The sequence below is a fragment of the Luteimonas sp. A478 genome, assembly GCF_054052025.1.
The window spans coordinates 653,896-674,397 of record NZ_JBSVRF010000001.1; the positions used below are offsets into that span (position 1 = coordinate 653,896).

At 66.5% G+C, this 20,502-nt stretch carries 14 protein-coding genes and 1 tRNA gene; 4 read left to right on the top strand and 11 right to left on the bottom strand.

The window, feature by feature from the left end:
- Window positions 1-4: 4 nt before the first annotated feature.
- The 3 genes from ACW7G3_RS03055 to ACW7G3_RS03065 are packed head-to-tail and all read right to left on the bottom strand — an operon-like array spanning window position 5 to window position 7,637.
- Window positions 5-3,085, bottom strand: a complete 3,081-nt coding sequence (locus tag ACW7G3_RS03055; protein WP_456980985.1) for an efflux RND transporter permease subunit — start codon at window positions 3,083-3,085, stop codon at window positions 5-7.
- Window positions 3,082-6,510 carry an efflux RND transporter permease subunit gene (locus tag ACW7G3_RS03060; protein WP_456980986.1) on the bottom strand — a complete coding sequence of 1,143 codons (3,429 nt, stop codon included), beginning with the start codon at window positions 6,508-6,510 and terminating at the stop codon, window positions 3,082-3,084. The genes ACW7G3_RS03055 and ACW7G3_RS03060 overlap by 4 nt, the downstream gene beginning before the upstream one ends.
- Window positions 6,507-7,637 carry an efflux RND transporter periplasmic adaptor subunit gene (locus ACW7G3_RS03065; RefSeq protein ID WP_456980987.1) on the bottom strand — a complete coding sequence of 377 codons (1,131 nt, stop codon included), beginning with the start codon at window positions 7,635-7,637 and terminating at the stop codon, window positions 6,507-6,509. The genes ACW7G3_RS03060 and ACW7G3_RS03065 overlap by 4 nt, the downstream gene beginning before the upstream one ends.
- A gap of 274 nt (window positions 7,638-7,911) precedes the next feature.
- Between ACW7G3_RS03065 and ACW7G3_RS03070 the strand changes: the two genes are divergently transcribed.
- The gene (locus ACW7G3_RS03070; RefSeq protein ID WP_456972820.1) at window positions 7,912-8,256 is read left to right on the top strand and encodes a c-type cytochrome; all 345 of its coding nucleotides are present in this window, start codon (window positions 7,912-7,914) and stop codon (window positions 8,254-8,256) included.
- Window positions 8,257-8,264: 8 nt separating this feature from the next.
- Entirely contained in the window at window positions 8,265-8,669 is a 405-nt protein-coding gene (locus ACW7G3_RS03075; RefSeq protein ID WP_456980988.1) for a c-type cytochrome, read from the top strand.
- Between the two features lie 232 nt (window positions 8,670-8,901).
- Here the strand turns inward: ACW7G3_RS03075 and ACW7G3_RS03080 are convergent, their stop codons facing one another.
- Both ACW7G3_RS03080 and ACW7G3_RS03085 read right to left on the bottom strand, forming a co-directional pair.
- Complete coding sequence (locus ACW7G3_RS03080) at window positions 8,902-10,497, bottom strand: hypothetical protein (RefSeq protein WP_456980989.1); 1,596 nt, start codon at window positions 10,495-10,497, stop codon at window positions 8,902-8,904.
- 16 nt (window positions 10,498-10,513) lie between these two features.
- Entirely contained in the window at window positions 10,514-11,107 is a 594-nt protein-coding gene (locus ACW7G3_RS03085; protein ID WP_456972335.1) for an NfuA family Fe-S biogenesis protein, read from the bottom strand.
- 84 nt (window positions 11,108-11,191) lie between these two features.
- On the opposite strand from ACW7G3_RS03085, the gene ACW7G3_RS03090 reads away from it, so the two are divergent.
- Window positions 11,192-11,533 carry a 4a-hydroxytetrahydrobiopterin dehydratase gene (locus ACW7G3_RS03090; protein ID WP_456972337.1) on the top strand — a complete coding sequence of 114 codons (342 nt, stop codon included), beginning with the start codon at window positions 11,192-11,194 and terminating at the stop codon, window positions 11,531-11,533.
- A gap of 59 nt (window positions 11,534-11,592) precedes the next feature.
- On the opposite strand, the gene ACW7G3_RS03095 is transcribed toward ACW7G3_RS03090, so the two are convergent.
- Window positions 11,593-12,570 (bottom strand): RluA family pseudouridine synthase, encoded by a 978-nt coding sequence (locus ACW7G3_RS03095; RefSeq protein ID WP_456972339.1) that lies wholly within the window; start codon window positions 12,568-12,570, stop codon window positions 11,593-11,595.
- Between the two features lie 499 nt (window positions 12,571-13,069).
- Here ACW7G3_RS03095 and ACW7G3_RS03100 point away from each other — a divergent pair, with 499 nt between their 5' ends.
- A complete protein-coding gene (locus ACW7G3_RS03100; protein ID WP_456980990.1) occupies window positions 13,070-16,198 on the top strand; it encodes an Rne/Rng family ribonuclease in 3,129 nt (1,042 codons plus the stop codon).
- A gap of 33 nt (window positions 16,199-16,231) precedes the next feature.
- Here the strand turns inward: ACW7G3_RS03100 and ACW7G3_RS03105 are convergent, their stop codons facing one another.
- The 5 genes from ACW7G3_RS03105 to serS form a co-directional block, all read right to left on the bottom strand.
- Window positions 16,232-16,879, bottom strand: coding sequence for a response regulator (locus tag ACW7G3_RS03105; protein ID WP_456980991.1), 648 nt, complete (start codon window positions 16,877-16,879; stop codon window positions 16,232-16,234).
- An 85-nt stretch (window positions 16,880-16,964) separates the two neighbouring features.
- On the bottom strand, window positions 16,965-17,831 hold the full coding sequence (locus ACW7G3_RS03110; RefSeq protein WP_456980992.1) for a universal stress protein: 867 nt from the start codon (window positions 17,829-17,831) through the stop codon (window positions 16,965-16,967).
- Window positions 17,832-17,906: 75 nt separating this feature from the next.
- Window positions 17,907-17,994, bottom strand: a tRNA-Ser gene (locus tag ACW7G3_RS03115).
- Between the two features lie 92 nt (window positions 17,995-18,086).
- Window positions 18,087-19,028, bottom strand: coding sequence for a LysR family transcriptional regulator (locus ACW7G3_RS03120; protein WP_456972347.1), 942 nt, complete (start codon window positions 19,026-19,028; stop codon window positions 18,087-18,089).
- An 89-nt stretch (window positions 19,029-19,117) separates the two neighbouring features.
- The gene (gene serS / locus ACW7G3_RS03125) at window positions 19,118-20,398 is read right to left on the bottom strand and encodes a serine--tRNA ligase (RefSeq protein ID WP_456980993.1); all 1,281 of its coding nucleotides are present in this window, start codon (window positions 20,396-20,398) and stop codon (window positions 19,118-19,120) included.
- Between the last annotated feature and the right edge of the window lie 104 nt (window positions 20,399-20,502).

A 20,502-nucleotide genomic window follows, 5' to 3' on the forward strand; every position in this document is an offset into this window, starting at 1 on the left:
GCTCCTACTGCGGGGCGGTTGCCGGGTCGCGCCGGGTGTCCACGCCGCGGGTGCGGCGCAGGACCCGTTTGGTGCTGTTGGCCAGGTCGTCGAGGATGGCGTAGATGGTCGGCAGGAACAGCAGGCTGACGATGGTGGAGAACGCCAGCCCGCCTGCCACTGCCCGCGCCATCGGCGAATAGGCCAAGCCGCCCAGCACTACCGTCTCACTCAGCGAGATCGGCACCATGGCCAACACCGCCGTGCCCATGGTCATCAGGATCGGGCGCAGGCGTTCGCGGCTGCCGGCCACCAGCGCATCGATGCGGCTCATTCCGGTGCGGCGCAGGTTGTTGATGTGCTCGACCATGATGATCCCGTTGTTCACCACCACCCCCATCAGCACCAGGATGCCGATGAAAGCCATCACCGTGAACGAAGTGCCGGTGAGCCAGAACAGCCAGAACACGCCCAGGATCGAGAACAGCACGCAGCTCATGATCGCCGCGGGAAACAGCAGCGATTCGAACACCGCGGCCATGACCACGTAGATCATGACAATGGCCAGCAGCAGGTTGAACATCATCTGGCCCATGGCCTGCTGGTCTTCTTCAAACCCGCTACCGGCGAAGCTGTAGCCGTAGCCGGCCGGGAGCGCTACCGCGCCCAGGGTCTGTTCCATCGCGGCGCGAGCCTCGGCCATGGTGGCCTCGCCGCCCAGGTTGGCCTGGATTGCCAGCGAGGTCTGCCGATCGGTGCGGGTGATGCGGTTGGCGGCGGGGTCGATCGAGATGTCGACCATGGCCATCAGCGGCACCGTGCGACCGTCCGGCGAGCGCACGGTGAACGTGGCAATGTCCTCGGCGCTGTATTCCTCGGCGCCGGCAAAGCGCACCCACACCGGCACCTCGTTGTCGCCGCGGCGGAACTCGCGCAGCTGGTTGCCGCGCAGCGCCAGGCCAACGAAGGTGGAGACCTGCTCGGCACTGAAGCCGAATGCGGCCGCACGCTCGCGGTCCACCCGCACGCTCAGTTCGTTGGCACGGTCCCCTGCTTCGATACGCACGTCGCGCAGCTCCGGCCGCTGGGCAAGGATCGGCACCAGGTCCTGGCCCAGGTCGCGCAGCACTTCCATGCTGTCGCCGACCAGCTGCACCTGCACGTTCTGTCCCAGCCCCCCGCCCTGCTCACCGCTACCGCGCACGCCGATATCGGCCCGTGCCGAAACGGGCAGCCCGGCGCTGATCGCTTCAGCGATCGGCCTGCTGTCGCGCACGCTGCTGTCCACGGTGATCATGGTGCCGGCGTCGCTCTGCTCGCCGAACCAGGAATACACCTGGGTGATGCGGAAGCGCTCGCGGTTCTCATCCAGGTAGCGTTCCACCCGCAGGACCTCATCGGAGACCTGGTCCAGCGTGTAGCTGCCCTTCCACTGGTAGTAGAGCTGCAGCTCGCCCGCCTCGCCGCCGCCAAACATGTCGAATTTGGTTTGCGTCATCGGCACCACGCTGACGGCGATCACCAGCAGGATCCCGACCACGCTCCAGCCGCGGTGCTCCAGGCTCCAGCGCAGTACACGGGCGTAGCGCTGCTGCATGCGCGGGATCAGGCCGCCCGGACGCTGCACCGCGGCCGGCGTCTTCATGCGCGCGGACAGCATCGGGATCAGGCTCACCGCCACCAGCCACGAGGCCAGCAGCGACACCGAAATGGTGATCGCGATCTGGGCCATGAAGATGCTGATGTTGTTGGTCTCGCCCAGCAGATTGGGCAAGAACACGATGCAGTGGCAGATGGTGCCCGCCGAGAGAGCAATGGCCACGTTGCGGGTGCCCACCACCGACGCGCGCCAAGGCTGGTCCGGCACCTTCTCGCGTTCCTGGTAGATGCTCTCCACCACCACCACGGCGTTGTCGACCAACATGCCGACCGCAAGCAGCAGCCCCATCAGGCTGAGAACATTCAGGGTCACGCCGAAGAAGTGCATGAAGCCCAGGGTCATCACGAAGCAGATCGGGATTGCCAGGGTGACCATCAGCGTCGACGGCCAGTGGCGCAGGAAGAAGAACAGCACCACGATCGAGAGCAGCAGGCCGATCAGCCCGGCCTCGGCCAGCTCCAAAAGTGAGTCGGTGACCTCATCACCCATGTTCTGGGTCACCCGGAAATCGATGCCGCGCAACGCGGGGTTCTCACGTGCCTCCTCCAGCGCCGCAAGCGCCTCGCGCGAGACCTCCACGAGGTTGGCATCGCGCTCCTTGTAGACCTCAAGGCCCACCGCTGAACGGCCGTCCAGCCGGCGACCGTAGTCCATCCGCGAAGGTTTGAAGCGGACGTCGGCCACGTCGCCCAGGCGCAGGCCGCGTTCGTTGAGCGGCAGGTCACGCAGCTCCTGCAGGTCGTTGATCTCTCCCAACGGCTGGACCCGCAGGCGCTGCCCGCCGTCTTCGATCAGGCCGGCGGAAACAGAGAAGTTCACCGTCTGCAGGCGCGACGCCAGGGCATTCAGTTCCAGCCCATGCGCGCTCAATCGATCAGGATCGATCGCGATCTCCACCTCGTTCGGCGGCGCGCCGCTGATCTCCACCCGGGCTACCCCCGGCACCCGTTCGATGCGCCGCTTGAGCTGGCGGTCAAGCAGGTCGTAGGCGCCGGTCAGGTCGGTGTCTGCGGCCATCCGCACCCGCAGCACCGGCGCGTCGCTGGTGGACCATTTGTGCACGAAGTAGCGGCGGAAGTCGTCCGGCAGTTCACCACGCACCGCATCCACGCGTTCGCGCGCCTCGGAAGCGGCAATGGCGGTGTCGCGGTCCCAATCGGAAAACTCCAGGAACACGCCGGCGCTGTCAGCGGTGGCGTTGGATTGCATGCGCTTGATGCCGGTCATGGTGGCCAACGCCTCCTCCACCGGCCGCAGCACGTTGCGCTCCACCTCTTCCGGCGTCGATCCGGGATAGGGAAGCTGCACGTACAGGAACGGGGCCGACACGTCCGGCAGCGCTTCCAGGGGCAAGCGGAACGCGGCGATCAGCCCCACTACGAACAGTGAGACGAACAGCATCACGGTGGTGACCGGGCGCTTGAGGCTGAGCTCGGCGAGGCTCATGCCGACTGCCGCTCCGCTCCGCCCTCTTCCGCCGCCGCGCCCAGGCGCGCACGCCGGCCGCGTTCGGCATACCAGGCATCGCCGCGGCGATCGAGCAGGTCGTACACCACCGGGATCACCAGCAGGGTCAGCAGCGTGGACACCAGCAGCCCGCCGATCACCGTGATCGCCATGGGCGATCGCACCTCGGCACCTTCGCCGAAGGCCAGTGCCAGCGGCAGGAAACCGAACAGCGTGCTGAGCGTGGTCATGGCGATCGGCCGCAGACGCGAGCGCGCGCCCTCGACCAGCGCCTCGCGCTTGGCCACGCCGGCCTCGCGCAGCTGGTTGACCTTGTCGATCAGGATGATCGCGTTTTTCACCACCAGACCGACCATCAATATCAAGCCGATGAACACCACCACCGAAATCGTGTTGCCGGTGACCAGCAGCGCCAGCACCGCGCCGACCATCGCCAGCGGAATGGTGAACAGGATCACGAACGGATGCAGCAGCGACTCGAACTGCGAGGCCATCACCAGATAGACCATGAAGATGGCCAGGCCGAAGGCGAACATCAGCGAGCGGATTGATTCACCCAGCTCCTCGCCCTGCCCGCCGATATGCATGGAGATGTCGGCACCCAGCGGGTCGGCAGCCACCATCTGCTGGACTTCGGCCACTGCGGTGCCCAGGTCGATGCCGGCCAGGTTGGCCGAGACCATCGCCACCCGTCCCTGGTCGGCGCGGTGGATTTCACTCGGGCCAACGGTCGCCACCACGTCTGCAACCGCCGCGAGGCGGACAGGCCGGGCGGCAGCGGGATTGACCACCAGGTTGCGGATCCGCTCCACCGAATCGCGTTCGCTTTCCTGCGCCCTGACCAGCACGTCGATCTTGCGATCGCGGAAGTTGTAGCGGGTGGCGACTTCACCGCGAACCGAGCGCACCACGGCGTCGGCGATCTCGCGTGTGGTCAGGCCCAGGGAGCCTGCACGCTCCTGGTCGAACACGATCTGGATCTCCGGCGCCCCCTGCTCACCGGTGGATTTCACGTCCGCGTAGTTGGGGTTGGCGCGCAGCATGGCAGCCATCTTTTGCCCGGCAGCGGCCAGTGCTTCCAGGTTCTGGCCCTGCAGTTCGATCTCCAGCGGCGTGGAAAAGCTGAACAACGATGGTCGACTGAAATCCACCTGCACGCCGGGGTAGACGCTGACGGTCTGACGCAGGCGCTGGATCAGCTCCGCCTCCAGGGCGCGGCTGCCACCTCCCGCCATCACCACGCTCAGCTTGCCAACGTTCTCGCCGCTGTCGGTAGGGCTGGCGTCCAGCCGCGTGCCGGTACCGCTGACGCCGAACAGCACCTGGATGCCGGGATCATCGGCATGCCGGGCCTGCACCTCACGCACCACGCGGTCGGTTTCCCGCAGCGGCGTGCCCGGCGGCAGCTTGACGGTCATCTCAAAGCGGTCCTGGGCGAGCTGGGGGATCAGGTCCGTTCCCAGCATCGGCACGACCATCAATGCCAGCGCAAATGCCCCGGCGGCGATCCCGAGCACCAGGCCCGGCCGGGCGATCGCACGCGGCAGCGTCCGGAGGTAACGCTCTTCCGCGTGGCCGTACAGATGCATTGCCGCGCCGCTGGCGCGGTCCGCTACGGGAGACACCACGGCTGTCAGCAGCCGCCACCCGCGCACCACGAGCCACGACACGAGGTACAGCGCCCCCCGCACCGCGGCACTGACCCAGCGGCCCACTGCGGCAAACGGCTTCTGCCACAGTCGCTGCGGCCGCCACGGCTGGCGGACGGCTTCGTCCGGGAATGCCAGCGGCGGCCTGCCCTTGAGCGAGCTGAGCATCGGGATCAGGGTGACCGCCACCAGCAGCGATACGCCGACCGCGATCGCAATCGTGAGCGCCTGGTCACCAAACAGCTGTCCGGCGATTCCTTCCACGAACACCAGCGGCAGGAACACGGCAATGATCGTCAGCGTGGATGCCACCACTGCCATGCTGACCTCGCGCGTGCCCTCGATCGCCGACGCCAGGATGCCCAGCCCGCGCTCGCGCGCCTTGGCGATGCTTTCCAGCACCACGATGGAATCATCCACCACCAGGCCCGCCGCCAGCGCCAGGCCGCTGAGCGACATGACGTTCAAGCTCAGGCCCAGCTGGTCCATGAAGAAGAAGGTGGTGATGATCGAGATCGGCAGCGACAGCCCCACCACCAGCGTGCTCCAGCCGCTGCGCAGGAACAGGAAGATGATCAGGATGGCCAGCGCGCCGCCAATCACCGCGTCCACTTTGACGTCGCTGATCGCCGCGCGGATGAACTTGGCCTGGTCGTCGACCACGGTCAGGTTGATGTCTGCCGGCAGCCGCTCACGGATCTGCAGGATGCGTGCGTGCACCGCGTCGGCGGTGGCCACGGTGTTGGCGTCGCCTTCCTTGTAAAGCGCCAGCTCCACCGCTTCGCGCCCATCCAGGCGGATGATCGCCTCACGCTCCTTGTAGCCTTGGGTGACCGTGGCGATATCGCCCAGGCGCACCGGGCGGCCATCGGCAACGGCACGATTGCCCGCCGAAGCCGCGCTCTGCGCGGACATGGCTGCCGCCATCACCGAAGCATCGCCGGAGGCGGCGGCAATCCGCGCCACCTCTTCCGCCCCGCCACCGCCGGAGCTGGCGGACTGGGTGGCCACCAGCATGTTGCGGATCTCGTCGACGCTGGAGAACTGGTTGACCGTGCGCACCAGATAGCGCTGGTTGCCCTGCTCCAGCCGTCCACCGGACAGGTTGATGTTTTCCTGCTGCAGCCGCTGGATCACGCTCTCGATGGGCAGTCCGATCCGCACCAGCTGCTGGGTGTCCAGTTCCACCTGGATCTCATCTTCCAGGCCGCCGCCGACCCGCACCGCCGCGACCCCGGGAACCGACTCCAGCCGCCGCTTGAGGTCGTCGTCGGCATAGCGCCGCAGAGAATTAAGCTGCCCAACCTCGTTACCTTCGGCTGCGGCCGACAGCGCCACGCGCAGGATCGGCTCGGTGGAAGGATTGAAACGCAGCAGCACCGGCGGCTGCACTTCAAATGGCAGCTGCAGCGTCTCCAGTTTGTCGCGCACCTCCAGGCTGGCCTGGTCCATGTCGGAGCCCCAGGCGAACTCCAGCACCACGTCACTTTGGCCCGTGCGCGAAACCGATTTGAGCTTGCGCAGGCCCTTGACCACGCCCAGCGCTTCCTCCACCGGCTCGGTGATCAGGGTTTCCACCTCCATCGGTGCCGCGCCGGTGTACTCGGTACGCACGGTCAGGGTGGGATAGCTCAGGTCGGGAAGCAGGTTGACCCGCAGGTTGCCCAGCGCGATCAGGCCGAACAGCAGGAAGCTGATCGTCACCATGGCCACGGTGACCCGGCGCCGGGTGGCGAATTCCACCACGCTGCTCATTGGCTCTTACCGTCTGCCTGCTGCGCGCCTTCTTCGGCGACTGCCGGCCCGGGATCGACCGCCCTGTCGCCGATCACCTGCACGGTGCTGCCATCGCGCAGCGCAGCCTTGCCGGCGATGACCACCCGGTCGCCCACTGCCAGGCCGCTGACCACTTCGACAAAGCCGCCGTCCACGTGGCCGGGCTCCACCGGCGTGCGGTACGCCAGCCCATCGCGGACCAGGTAGACCATCGGATCGCCTTCATCCTCCAGCAGTGCCAGGCGCGGAATCGTCAGCACGTCGGCGCGCTGGTCGTAATCGATCCGGAAGCGGCCGAACATGCCCGGCTGCAATACCTGCTCGCCTTCGAACACGCTGATCACCCGGAAGGTGCCGCTGCCCGCGTCCACCACCGGTGCGACCCGGTCAACGCGGCCTTCGAACACCTGGCCCGGCAATGCATCCACCTGCATCTTCACCGGCTGTCCGGCCTTGAGGGTGGCCAGCTCGCGCTCGGGTACGTTGAGCGTGGCTTCCAGGCGTGAGTTGTCCACGATCCGCATGATCGGAGTGTTGATCTGGACGAAGTTTCCCGTCTTGATCGATCGCGAGGCGATGACTCCGGAGATCGGCGCGGTCACCGTGGTGTATGACAGTTCCAGGCGCGCGAGGTTGTAGGACGCGCGCGCATTTTCCAGGTCATAGCGCATCTGGTCGTGTTCGCCGGCGCTGATCAGCTGCTGCGCCGCCAGCTGTTCGGCACGGCGGTAGTTGCTTTCCAGCTTGCGCATCTGGGCCTCGATCTGCGCCACCGCGAGGCGCGCGCGATCCGGGTCCAGACGCACCAGTGCCTGGCCTGCCTTCACTGCCTGGCCTTCTTCCACCAGCACCTGCAGCGCCACCCCGGAGGTCTTGGCCACCACCTGGGCTTCTGCCAGCGGCTCCAGTGAAGCGGTGCCGGTATAGCTGGCGGCGATGGTGCGCGGAGCAGCCTCCACCACCTCCACCGGCACGGCCTGTTCCTGTTCGCTGTTGCCGGCCTGGGCATCGCCCTGCGGCCGGCTGCAGGCAGCCAGTACCGTCAGCGCGGCAATCAACAACAGCGACCACAGGCGGTGGCCACTCCTGGAAGAAGTTGCAAGCATGGGAGGTGACTCTGTTTGGTGTTGTAGTTATGTATATCACCGGACCGGTAAGCGCAAATCCGCCAAAGGTCATGGTGGTCCTGGCAAAGCCTGCAATTGCGCGGGAAAACCGCTCCCCATCCGCATCCAGCCGCCTCCTTGCAGGAAGCTGGGGCAGCGATTGTACGGCAGGCTATACTGCGCCGATGGAGCGCCGAGGGGGATGATGTCAGCGGCGCCCATATGGCAGTCAGTCACGCTACATCCAGCCAACAAAAACGCGGGAAAATACATGATGCGACCGCTGCACCTTGCCGCTTGCCTTGCTCTCGCCGCGCTTCCTTTCGCGGCTTTCACCCAGGAACTGGACGCTACTGCACCGACGGAAGGCTCCGTCGAGGAAGGCCGCATGCTGGGCTATACCTGCATGGGCTGCCACGGCATCCCGGAGTACCGGAATGCCTATCCCGCCTACCGGGTGCCGAAGATCGGCGGGCAGTCGAAGGAATACCTCACCAACGCGCTGACCGAATACAAGCGTGGCACGCGGCGCCATCCGACCATGGAAGCCCAGGCCAAGAGCTTTTCCGATCAGGACATCGCCGCCCTGGCAGCCTTCCTGTCCAGCGTGAACAAGTGAGGGACGCCATGATCAAGTCGAAAAACGCCGTGTTCGTTTCCCTCTTCGTCGCCGCCGCGGCGCTGACCGCCTGCGCTCCGGCCGACGGTGAAAGCTCGTCGGCGGGACTGCCGAAGGGTCGCGTCGAGGCCGGTGAGCTGCAGGCCAGCGTCAAGGGCGAAGCCACCGGCCAGACCTGCGTGGACTGCCATGGCGTGGACGGCAACCAGCCGCTGGATCCGACCTATCCGAAAATCGGTGGTCAATACGAGGATTACCTGGGCCATGCCCTGCAGCAGTACCGCAGCGGCCGGCGCGACCATTCGCTCATGTCCAACCAGGCCCAGGGGCTGACGGACCAGCAGATTGCGGACCTGGCGGCGTTCTTCGCCTCCCAGCCCTCCCAGCTGACCGACCTCAGCGGCGCGTACTGACCGCCCCGGCCGGCCCAGCGGGCCGGCCTGTCCTGCTGCCCGCACGCCGCCATGCGGCGATCGTCGGTGCCTCCACCTCTCCGATGCAGGAGCGCGCCATGCGCGCGAAGCCGCGTGAATCATGTCTTGCGGAGGAGCTTCGGTGAGTGCCTTGGGGTCGAAACTGCGCGGCGCCGATTAACGTCACGCGGTTTCGCGCGCGCGGCGCGCTCCTACTGTAGAGGCCGGGAGCTCAATTCCACACGTCGTCGCTGAGGCCTTCCTGGTCCTCGTGCAGCTCCGGACGGAAAGGCACGTCCGGCGGAGGCCGCGCAGAAGCCGGCTTGTCCTGCAGGTTCGGATCGACAATGCTGCAGCCACCGGCCAGGGCCAGGGTGACGATATCGCAGCGGATTGATTTGCTGGTGCCGGGGATCGGGATCAGCACCGTGCGTACGCTGCGCCGCACCCATTCCTCCAGCAGGTTTTCATCGGGTATCCAGAAGCGGTCCAGGCTGGTCGGCTCGTAGTCAGTGGGAGGCCGCTTGAGCCAGGTTCCCATGCGGTCGATGCGTTCGTAATCTTCGGTAATGGTGCCCGGAGGGAGGCCTCCTCCCACGCGCCCTTCGCCGGGCAGCCGCGGGCTGCCATCGGGGTTGAACAGGCTGGCCGTTCCTTCCTGGCCACCCGCGCGCTCCTGGCTGGAATCGCCCCAGTCGTCATCCCGCCGCGGACTGGACCAGGCCCCTTCCTGCACCGCGGGAGCCGGTCCGCGCCCTGGGTCGGACTGCTCGCTGGGAGTCGTGGACGCATTCTCCGACGCGGTCGGTTCCGCAACAGCATCGCCGGCAACTGCCGGTGCCGGTGCCGGCTCAGGCGCCGGCGGCATGGGTACGTCGCGGATCCGGGCTGAGCGGACTGGCTGTTCCAGCGTGGGCGTAGCGATCTGCGGCGCGGCAATATCCGGGACCGGCAGTGCCTGTGTCTGCGGCGGCAGAACGACCTCCCGCTCACGGATCCTGACCTCCGGCTGCGCAAGTTCGCGCGGCGGGACATCAACCGTGGCGATCACCGGCGCGGCCAGCTCCCGCGGCTGCGCCAGCTCGATATCGCGGCTGTGCGGCGCGATCTCCACCGCACGCACAGGGGGCGCCTCGATATCAACGGGTGGAATGGGCGGCAGCAGGAACGGGCCGTCCGGCTGCTCCGTTTCAGTGATTGCCAGCGGCTGTTCCGCCACCGGCGGTACCTCGGCCGGGGGCGATGGCTCGGGCACGCTCTCCGCCACATCAGGCGGTGCAGGTTCCTGCGGTTGAGGCGGAGGCGGAGGCGGAGGCGGAGGCGACACAGGATCGGCTTCCGGCTCCGGGACGGCATCGGCCTGCGCGGGCTCTGCGCCTCCGCCCTCCTCTTCCGGCGTGCCACTGCCGATGAACTGGACTTCGATCACGTGCTCACCGCGCTGGGTGTCCGCATCCGGCGCCAGCACGAACCGGGCGTGCATCAGCCAGGCCAGCGCCAGCACCAATACCAGGTGCAACAGGAAGGAAAACGTGCGCGCCAGTATGCGCAGGCCCCGCTCATCGCGTCGGGGCGGCTCCCAGCCCCTCAGCCAGCCTGGCGTGAGTGACCACCACAACCCTCCGGTTTCCACCGACGGCAAGCGGCCGCGCGCGACTGCAGCCGCAATGAGTTCACGCGACTTGCGGCCGTCATTGGGGTCGATGCGCCCTCGCGCCTGGTCCAGCCATTCCTGCCAGCCGGGTGGCAGGCCATCTCCGCCCCGCCGGGGACGGATGGAGCGGAGCTGCCGCCGCTGCAGCGCATCGATGAATTCCGCCGGGGTCAACACCCGCGGCGTCCGCTCAGCCCGAGCTGCGTTTGATGTAGGGCGCCGTCCCGGTGTCGTGATCGGTGGCGTCACGCACCGCGGTCACGCCCGGGACCTTCTGCACCAGGGTCTTCTCGATCCCCTGTTTCAGGGTCACGTCGGCCATGCCGCAGCCGTGGCAGCCGCCGCCAAAGCGCAGGACCACCACGCCTTCAGCGGTGACTTCCTGCAGGGACACGTGGCCACCGTGGCTGGCGAGCTGCGGATTGATTTCGTGCTCGATCAGCCAGCGCACGCGTTCCACCAGCGAAGCACCGGCTTCCGGCGCCTCTCCCTTGATCTTCGGCGCGCGAATCTGCAGCTGGCCACCGGTGGCCTGCGTGGTGTAGTCGATGTCCGCACCGTCGAGGAACTTCACGCTGTCGGCATCCAGCCACAGGGTGAAGCCTTCGCAGTCCACCGCCCACTCATCGCCTTTCAGGTCGGAGGGTTCGGTGAACTCCAGGCGCACGTCAGCCTGGGCGGTGCCGGGATGGACAGCCGCAAGGCGCACGCCAAGGCCGGGCAGGTCCTCGCGTTCGATCAGCTTGCGGAAGTGGGTTTGGGCGTTCTCTGAGATCTGGATCATGCGGGTATTCTATCCGTCCTGCTCCCGGTATTCCGAACACCAGTCGACCGGGGGCCCTGCCGTCGACGTCCCAGGAGTCCTGCCATGCCAGACCTCACCCCTCTTGCCCAGGCCGATTGCGTGCCCCGCAGCGGACCGGAACACCGCCTCAGCGAGGCCCGGGTGCGCGAACTCCTGCCGCAGCTGGCGGATTGGGAGCTGGCCGAACAGGGCCAGGCCCTGGTACGGACCTTCCGCTTCAAGGACTATTACCGGACCATGGCCTTCGTGAACGCGCTGGCATTCATGGCCCACGCCCAGGACCACCACCCTGACCTCGGCGTGCACTACGATCGCTGCGTGGTCCGCTATTCCACCCACGACGTGGGCGGCCTGTCCGAGAATGATTTCATCTGCGCAGCCAAGGCCGACGCGCTGGCCGGATAATCCTGGCCCTGGCAGCGCTGACCACATTGCCATGCGCTGCGGGTTCGGGCCGGGGCTGCTCAGGCCAGGGCGTCCAGCACCTGTGAAAGCTCCGGCGCCAGCGGCGCGTGCAGTAGATAGGGGGCTTTCCCCCCATCGAGCGAAAACTCCAGCGATGCCGCGTGCAGGAACAGGCGCCTGAGTCCAACCTTGTCGCGCAGGCGCCGGTTGATCACCGGGTCGCCGTATTTGTCGTCGCCGGCCACCGGGTAGCCGATGTGCTGCGCGTGCACCCGGATCTGGTGGGTACGGCCGGTTTCAATCTGGATTTCGCAGTAAGAATGCCCTCCGCGCCGCTCCAGCAGGCGGAAATGGCTCAGCGACTGCTTGCCGGCCTCGTTGACCTGTACGTGGCGTTCTCCGCCCTGGCGCAGGCCCACGTGCAACGGCGCGTCCACGCTCATGGTGCCATCGGGCATCCGCCCCGCCAGCAGGGCCAGATAGCGTTTGGAAATGCCGCTGCGCGCATCACCATCAGCTTCGCGCAGCAGCGCCTGCAGCTGGGTCAGCGCGGAGCGCTTTTTGGCGAACAACAAAATACCGGAGGTGTCGCGGTCGAGCCGGTGCACCAGTTCAAGTGACTGGTCCGGCCGCAGCGCCCGCAGGGTCTCGATGGCACCAAATCCGATCCCGCTGCCTCCGTGGCTGGCCACTCCAGTCGGCTTGTTGAGCGCCAGCAGCCGCTCGTCTTCGAATACGATTCCCTCCTCCAGTGCCTTCATCAGCCCTTTCGGCGGCGTTCCGCGGTCACCTGATTCCTCCAGCCGCACCGGCGGAATCCGCACCTCGTCGCCCTCCACCAGGCGACGGTCGGCTTTGACCCTGCCCCCGTTCACCCGGACCTGTCCGGAACGCACCAGTTTGTAGACCAGGCTGCGTGGCGCACCCTTGAGCTGGCCCAGCAGGAAATTGTCCAGCCGCTGGCCATCGCGGTCCTCTGAAACCCGCACCATGTGGGCGCCGCGGGAGGGTGGAACGGTACTGTCCGGATGGCTCATGCGTGCCTCTTGATCTGCTACACTCGCGGCGCGATATAAGGGTTTGATTTCGCAGGGAGTTGCGCTGGTATCGCCTCGGCGATGCCAGAACAGGAAAGCCGGGCCGAAAACCCGCTCCCTCGATCCCGATTGCAGTACGCGGCCACCGCCCCCGGGGCGGACATGTTAGCGGCTCATCGGCAAGCCCGGCCATCGTCCGTTCCAACGGGACATCCTATCGGTCATCCCCTGGAATGGTGCTGAACATGCCCCGTGCGGCGCCTCCCGGCTCAGCTGGAAGTCGCCGCCGGTCCTGTAACGACGAACAGTAAAACAACAAGCGCTCCCGCGGCTTGCCGTGGTGTCGTAGCGCTGGAACAACCTGACGGCCGCGCCGCGGCGCGGGACGATTATCGTCCCGGCAAGCGGATCCACAGCTCCCGCTGGCGCAGCCTGAAGCCACACCAGACGAAACGCTCCACGGCGTTCCGCGCGGTAGCAGCGCGCGAGGAACGCAACAATGAAACGCATGTTGATCAATGCCACGCAGGCCGAAGAACTGCGCGTGGCGATCGTGGATGGACAGAGCCTGTACGACATCGATATCGAGCAGCCGTCCCAAGAACAGAAAAAATCCAACATCTACAAAGGCCGCATCACCCGTCTGGAGCCCTCGCTCGAGGCTGCCTTCGTTGAATACGGCGGCAACCGTCACGGCTTCCTGCCGCTGAAGGAAATTTCCCGCGATTACTACCAGGCGGGTGTCGACCACAAAGCCGGTATCCGCGAGCTGCTGCGTGAGGGCCAGGAAGTCGTAGTCCAAGTGGACAAGGAAGAGCGCGGCACCAAGGGTGCGGCTCTGACCACGTTCATCTCCCTGGCCGGCCGCTACATGGTGCTGATGCCGAATTCCCCTACTGCGGGCGGCGTGTCGCGCCGGATCGAGGGCGACGACCGCGTCGCGCTCAAGCAGGCCATGGACTCGCTCGCCATCCCCGACGAAATGGGCGTGATCATCCGCACCGCAGGCGTCGGCCGCGATGCCGAGGAACTGCAGTGGGACCTGGACTACCTGCTGGGCATCTGGAAGGCTATTTGTGACGCGGCGCTGAGCAAGCCTGCCCCGTTCCTGATCTACCAGGAGTCGCAGCTGATCACCCGTGCGCTGCGCGATTACATGCGTGCAGACATCGGCGAGATCCTGGTCGATACCCCGGAAATGTTTGAAGAGGCGAAGGAGTTCGTCGAGCAGGTGATGCCGCACAACCTGCGCAAGCTCAAGCATTACACCGACGACACCCCACTGTTCAACCGCTACCAGATCGAGTCGCAGATCGAGAACGCCTACGAGCGCACCATCCGCCTGCCCTCCGGTGGCGCGCTGGTGATCGACCAGACCGAGGCCCTGACCGCTATCGACGTGAACTCGGCCCGCGCCACCCGCGGCGGCGATATCGAGGAAACAGCGTTCCACACCAATCTGGAAGCCGCCGATGAAGTGGCCCGCCAGCTGCGCCTGCGTGACCTGGGCGGCCTGGTGGTGATCGACTTCATCGACATGTCCTCCAACAAGAACCAGAGGGAGGTGGAGAACCGCCTGCAGGGTGCGCTCAAGTACGACCGCGCGCGCGTGCAGCTGGGCCGCATCTCCAAGTTCGGCCTGCTGGAAATGAGCCGCCAGCGGCTGCGCGCCTCGCTGGGCGAATCCAGCCAGATCGTGTGTCCGCGTTGCGAAGGCCACGGTCGCATGCGCAGCGTCGAGTCGTTGAGCCTGTCGATCATCCGCGTGGCCGAAGAGCACGCGATGAAGGACAACACCGGGCAGATCCTGGTGCATGCACCGCTGGATATCGCCAACTACCTGCTCAACGAGAAGCGCGCCGCACTGGCCGAGATCGAGGGCCGGCACACGGCGCCTATCGTGATCGTTGCCGACCGCTACCTGCAGACCCCGCACTACGAGGTCTCCCGGATCCGCGACAACGAGCTGGGTGAGGAAACCAGCCGCCCAAGCTATCAGCGTGGTACGCCCCGCAAGCTGTCCACCATTGCGCTGAGCAAGGCCAATCTGAACGTGCCGCCGGCCGCCGCGATCAAGAATGTCCGCCCGGCGCAGCCTGCCCCGGTGCGCGAACCGCGCGAGGAAACACCGGCTCCAGCTCCCGCTCCCGCAGCGGCTCCAGCACCAACGCCCGCCGCGCCTGCAGCTGGCGGACTGGTCGCCTGGGTCAAGAGCCTGTTCGGTCCGGCTCCCGCTCCAGAGCCGGAGCAGCCGGCGCGCCGCGAGCGTGATCGTGATTCCGCCGGCAAGGGTTCCGAGCGCGGCGGCCAGCAGCGCCGCTCCAACGGCCGCCAGGGTCGCAACGGCGAGCGCCGCGGCGGCAACAACGAGCGTCGCGAAGACCAGCAGCAGCGTAGGGGCCGCAAACAGGCCCAGGCGAAAGAAGACGGAAACCAGCAGGGACGCGGGCAGCCGGACGCGGAACAGTCGGAGCGGGAGCAGCAGGGTCGCGGCAACCGCGCCCAGAAGCAGTCCCAGTCCAGCCGCGGACAGCGCCAGAGGCAGGGTGCTGAAAAGCAGACCCCTGAAAACCAGGGTCGCGAAGGCAGCCTGACCCAGGCAGCCGAAGAAACCGCCGCATCGGTAGTCGCAGCCGGTGCCGTTGCTGCGACCCAGGCTGATACACGTGCCCCGCTCACCCCGCCCGAGGCTGACAATGCTCCGGCCGTGATCGCCAGCCAAGCGGCTGAAGGCGCCGCCAGTGCCCAGGCATCCGCTGAACTCAACGATGAGACCACCCCGGCCGACGACGGGACGCCGCGCAGGCGCCGTGGCCGTCGTGGCGGCCGGCGTCGTCGCAGGGGCGGTGCGAACGCCGAAACTTCGGTAGACGCGCTGGACGACTCTTCGGAAGATGTTGAGGCGGCGGCCGAGGTCATTGCCGCCCAGGCAAGCCAGCCGGAATTCGATTTCGAGGACGCTTCGAGCGCAGCCGATCCGTCTGAGCCGGAACGGGAAAAGGCTCCCCGCCCCCAACGCCGGAGCCGCAAGGCTTCCGCGCCTGTCGTTGCAGCAACGGCAGACGCAGTGGATCAGTCGCAGAAGACCGACGAGCCGACCACAGCGGCCACTGGCATGGAGGAAAAATCTTCCACCCCGGCCCCTGTGGAGCCCGAAACTGACCGTGATCCAGCCCCAGTAGCCGCTCTTTTGCAGCCTGAGGCGGCGGCTACCGCTGCCGACAGCAACGCCGCGACGGAGGCCAGCCAGGCTGTCGTTGCCGAAGCGAACGTGGAAGCGCCGGCACCGGTCGGGCGAGAAAGCCCCGGTCCGGTCACCCCAGCTCCTGCGACCGTTGCCCAGACTGAAATGCCGGTCACGGAGCCAGCGACGGAAGCTGCGGACGCAGTGACGGCGGATGCGCAGGAAGTCGCAGCAGCTCCGGCACCGGCACCGGAGCAGGAGCAGCAGGAGCAGCAGCACGGGACGCAGGTCTCCGCGGCCGCGGAACACCCTGCTCCGGCACCTGTGGACGCGCCGGCACCCGAACCTGCGCCGCTTGCCGCCACCGAAGACGAGCCTGAGGAACAGGCTGCCGACGGCGACGTTGCAGCGACCAAGGACGAAGACCAGCCGCGCAGCGCCTGACCGGCCTGCGCACGACCAGCGCGGACGCTGTTGCTACAGCGTCTGCGCTGGATCGATCACTCCGTACTGGCTGGCCAGGCGCGCCAGCGAAATCATGTCGGTGATCTGCAGCTTTTCAAACAGCCGCGACTTGTGGGTGTTGATGGTCTTCGCACTCAGGCTCAGGTGCCTGGCCACCTGTTCCTGGCGCAGGCCCTGGATCAGGAGCATCGCGATTTCCATCTCCCGCGGTGTCAGCGCATCGAAGGGACTCTCTCCCCCGGCCAGGCCGGCCAGCGCCAGGTTCTGGGCGATGCTGCTGGCCAGGTAGCGCTTGCCACCGGCCACCGTGCGCACCGCTCGGATCAGCTCGCTGGCGTCGCCACCCTTGCCCACGTAGCCGGAAGCACCGGCTTCGATCAGGCGCTTTGGCATCGGACCATCTTCAAGCACGGACACCACGATCACGCGCGAACCGTAGTCTCCACGGACGATCCGTTCGGTGACTTCCAATCCACTGACCCCGGGCAGGTGCAGGTCGCACAGGACCACGTCCGGTTTCAGCTTGCGGATCAGCGGCAGGGCATCTTCGCCGCAGTCCGCTTCTCCAACGACTTCGATATCACTTTCAGTGGCAAGAATCATGCGCAATCCAGTGCGCACCAGAGCATGGTCATCGACCATGAAAACCCTGATCATCATCCCTGTATCCCCCTCTCAATTCCCCCCTCGGGGCTCAGGCTATCGCTGCCATCCCGGCGGCGCAAGCAAACCCGGTTGCCGCAGCTCATCGTCCAACCAGTACATCGCAACCTGCTTCCGACAGCAGTCGGCGGGTCACGTGTCCCAATAACGCGCCGCGCACTGCGCCGCGTCCATCTGCGCCAACCGCCATCAGGTCGGCCCTCGGGCCCTTGCTCATCTTGAGCAGGGCCGCGCCCGGCTCGTTCTTCATCACCCGCGTGACCACCCTGCCCTGCAACTCCAGCGTCGCGACCAGGGCTGCAAGGTCGGCTCGCGCCTTGTTGTAAAGGCCAGTGCGGAAGGACTCCATATCAGCGTGGGAAGCCCCCGCCCGCAGCATGGCCTGCTGGAACGGATCGGGCACATGCACCACGTTCACCAGGCGCAGCACGGCTGACGGCGCCAGCCTGCGTGCGGCCTGCAACGCCGCCGTCGACTGCGGGGAAAAGTCCACCGCAACGGTCAGCCGCCGGTAGGGCAGCTCGGGCAGGCTGCGCACCACCAGCAGCGACACCGGAAGGCTGCGCACCACACGATCGACGGTGGTGCCCAGCGCCCGGCCCTTGAGCATGCGCGCCCGCGCACCCGGCCCCATGACCACCAAGTCGGCGCCAATCGCTTCGGCCACGTCCACGATGACCACGTGTGCAGGACCGAACTCCACCTGCAGTTCCGGATCGGCAATGCCATCAAGCAGGTTGCCGAGCGCCTCGCGCCCCTGGCGCTGCAGCAGCCCGCGCAGGCCATCCTCGGCGCAGCCGTAGGCTGCGGCAGCCGCTCCAAGGGCGCCGGTTTCCACCACGTGCAACAACACCAGGCGTGCCGAATGCGCCTGCGCAAGCTGCAGCGCGCGCATCAACACCGCTTCGCTGTCACCTTCCAGGTCCAGCGCAGCCAGGATCGTATCCATGCTTGGAAATCCCCATGCCCCTGAGCGGGTCAGGGGATCATTGTGGCACTGGCCGATCGGGGCGGACGGTGGAACTGGCGGAGAGAGTGGGATTCGAACCCACGAACGGTTTCCCGTTGCCGGTTTTCAAGACCGGTGCCTTCAACCACTCGGCCATCTCTCCGATTGTCCTGTCCCTGCCCCTATCCCAGCGGCCCGTGCCATGCCGGTTGCCGGCGCTGAGAGCGGGCATTGTCGCACGACAGCGCAGTTTTTCTACGCGGCTTTTTCCTGCTCGCCCTTGCAGTTGAGACTGGACTGCTCGATCAGGCCCGGCATGTATTCGGCGAGGTGATCAATGAACACGCGCACCGCCGGCAGCAGGCCCCGGCGCGAAGCGAACACCGCGTGGGCGATGCCCTGGGGAAGGCGCCACTCGGGCAGCACCACTTCCAGCTCGCCGCTGTGGACCGCGTCCGCGCACACCGTTTCCGGCAGCATGGTGACTCCTAGGCCCTGCTTGGCCAGGCTCATCAGCATGGGAAAGTCGAAGCCGGAGATGCGCGGCTTGAGGTCGATCCGCCGGGTCTCGCCGTTGCGCTGCAGTTCCCAGCGCTGGCGCACTTCATCCTCGGCCATGGTCATGGTGGTGTGCTCGGCAAGGTCTTCCGGCTCGTCCGGTCGCCCTGCCCCGTCCAGATAGCGGGGGCTGGCCACCAGCAGCTCCTGGATCGGGCCGAAGCTGCGCATGATCAGGCTGCCGTCGTCGTCGAACTTCGTGCGCACCCGGATGGCTATGTCAAAGCCCTCGTTGATCAGGTCCACGCGCCGGTTGTTCACGTGCATCTGCACGCGCACCTGCGGATTGCGTGCCAGGAAGTCCGGCAGCACCTTGGGCATCAGCTGCTGGGCGATATTGACCGGAACGCTGGCGCGAACCACGCCGCGGGGCTCGGCGCTGAGCCGGTCGACCACTTCGCGCGCGGCCTGGGCCTCGGCCAGCATCGACTGGGTATGGCGATAGACGCTCTGGCCCACGTCGGTGACCGCAAAGCGGCGGGTGGAGCGCTGCAGCAGGCGGACACCCAGCTCGCTTTCGAGCTGGCTGATCCGCCGGCTCAGACGCGATTTTGGAATGCCCGTGGCGCGCTCGGCGGCGGCGAAGCCGCCATGGTCCACCACGACGGAGAAGTAATAAAGATCATTCAGATCCTGCATGGCGAGCCCTTTAATAGAACGATGCGCCTACTTTAAAGGTTTTTGTCCCGCTTTTACAGCACACGGCGGCCTTGAGCGCTTTGCCGCCTTCAGGCAATGCGTTCCTGCCCGCCCATGTAGGGACGCAACGCTTCCGGCACCTCGATGCTGCCGTCAGCCTGCTGATAGTTTTCCATTACTGCCACCAGGGCGCGGCCCACGGCGACGCCGGAGCCATTGAGCGTATGTACAGGCTCGGGGCGCCCGGTATCTGGGTTGCGCCAGCGCGCCTGCATGCGCCGGGCCTGGAAGTCACCGCAGTTGGAAACCGACGAGATCTCGCGGTACTTCTCCTGCGAAGGCAGCCAGACTTCCAGATCCCAGGTCTTGCGCGCGGAAAAGCCCATGTCGCCGCTGCACAGCAGCATCCGGCGGTACGGCAGGCCCAGCTTCTCCAGCACCACTTCGGCGCAGCGCACCATGTGTTCGTGTTCGGCCTCGCTCGTTTCCGGCGTTGAAATCGCCACCAGCTCCACCTTTTCGAACTGGTGCTGGCGGATCATCCCGCGCACGTCGCGCCCGTGGCTGCCGGCTTCGGCGCGAAAGCACATGGAGTGGGCGGTCATGCGCAGTGGCAGGCGGTCCGCTTCCACGATCTCATCGCGCACGATATTGGTCAGCGGCACCTCGGCGGTAGGCACCAGGTAGCGTTTGGCCTCCCCCACCGAGGTGGCGAACAGGTCATCCTCGAACTTGGGCAGCTGGCCGGTTCCGGTCATGGACTCGGCATTGACGATCACCGGCACGTTGGTTTCTTCGTAACCGTGTTCGCCGGTGTGCAGGTCAAGCATGAACTGCGACAGGGCCCGGTGCAGGCGCGCCAGCTGGCCGCGCAGCACGGTGAAGCGCGCGCCTGAAAGCTTGGCTGCGGTATCGCCGTCCAGCCAGCCATTCCGCGCGCCGAGATCAACATGGTCGCGGACCGGGAAGTCGAACTGGCGCGGGGTCCCCCAGCAATGCTCTTCAACGTTGCCGTCTTCGTCGGCACCCTCGGGCACGTCGTCGGCGGGCAGATTGGGGATTTCCAGGGCGATCCGTTCGATCGCATCGCGCTTGGCCTGCAGCGCCTGCTCGTTGGCTTTCAGCTCCTCGCCGAAGCCTGCGACCTCGGCCATCAGGGCAGCAACGTCGCCGCCCTGCGCCTTGACCTTGCCAATCTCCTTGCTGCGGGTGTTGCGCTGGTTCTGCAGCTCCTGGGTCCGGACCTGCAGCTGCTTGCGCTCCGCCTCCAGTGACTCGAGTGCACCCGCGTCAAGAGTGAAGCCGCGCGAGCGCTGCAGGCGTTCGGCAAGTGCGGGGAGGTCGTTGCGCAGCAGGTTGGGATCGAGCATGGCGTTGAGGTATTGATGCAGGGCCGGGCATTATCGCCCGAGAGCGGCCGCGGTGCCGAACGGCCCACACGGCCTGTGCCAGAATCGCGGCATCATCCGATTGC

Bases quoted from the DNA above. Each gene is read 5' to 3' on its own strand.
- ACW7G3_RS03055 (WP_456980985.1), bottom strand. From the start codon at position 3,085: ATGAGCCTCGCCGAGCTCAGCCTCAAGCGCCCGGTCACCACCGTGATG.
- ACW7G3_RS03060 (WP_456980986.1), bottom strand. From the start codon at position 6,510: ATGAGCAGCGTGGTGGAATTCGCCACCCGGCGCCGGGTCACCGTGGCC.
- ACW7G3_RS03065 (WP_456980987.1), bottom strand. From the start codon at position 7,637: ATGCTTGCAACTTCTTCCAGGAGTGGCCACCGCCTGTGGTCGCTGTTG.
- ACW7G3_RS03070 (WP_456972820.1), top strand. From the start codon at position 7,912: ATGCGACCGCTGCACCTTGCCGCTTGCCTTGCTCTCGCCGCGCTTCCT.
- ACW7G3_RS03075 (WP_456980988.1), top strand. From the start codon at position 8,265: ATGATCAAGTCGAAAAACGCCGTGTTCGTTTCCCTCTTCGTCGCCGCC.
- ACW7G3_RS03085 (WP_456972335.1), bottom strand. From the start codon at position 11,107: ATGATCCAGATCTCAGAGAACGCCCAAACCCACTTCCGCAAGCTGATC.
- ACW7G3_RS03090 (WP_456972337.1), top strand. From the start codon at position 11,192: ATGCCAGACCTCACCCCTCTTGCCCAGGCCGATTGCGTGCCCCGCAGC.
- ACW7G3_RS03095 (WP_456972339.1), bottom strand. From the start codon at position 12,570: ATGAGCCATCCGGACAGTACCGTTCCACCCTCCCGCGGCGCCCACATG.
- ACW7G3_RS03100 (WP_456980990.1), top strand. From the start codon at position 13,070: ATGAAACGCATGTTGATCAATGCCACGCAGGCCGAAGAACTGCGCGTG.
- ACW7G3_RS03105 (WP_456980991.1), bottom strand. From the start codon at position 16,879: ATGATGATCAGGGTTTTCATGGTCGATGACCATGCTCTGGTGCGCACT.
- ACW7G3_RS03110 (WP_456980992.1), bottom strand. From the start codon at position 17,831: ATGGATACGATCCTGGCTGCGCTGGACCTGGAAGGTGACAGCGAAGCG.
- ACW7G3_RS03120 (WP_456972347.1), bottom strand. From the start codon at position 19,028: ATGCAGGATCTGAATGATCTTTATTACTTCTCCGTCGTGGTGGACCAT.
- serS (WP_456980993.1), bottom strand. From the start codon at position 20,398: ATGCTCGATCCCAACCTGCTGCGCAACGACCTCCCCGCACTTGCCGAA.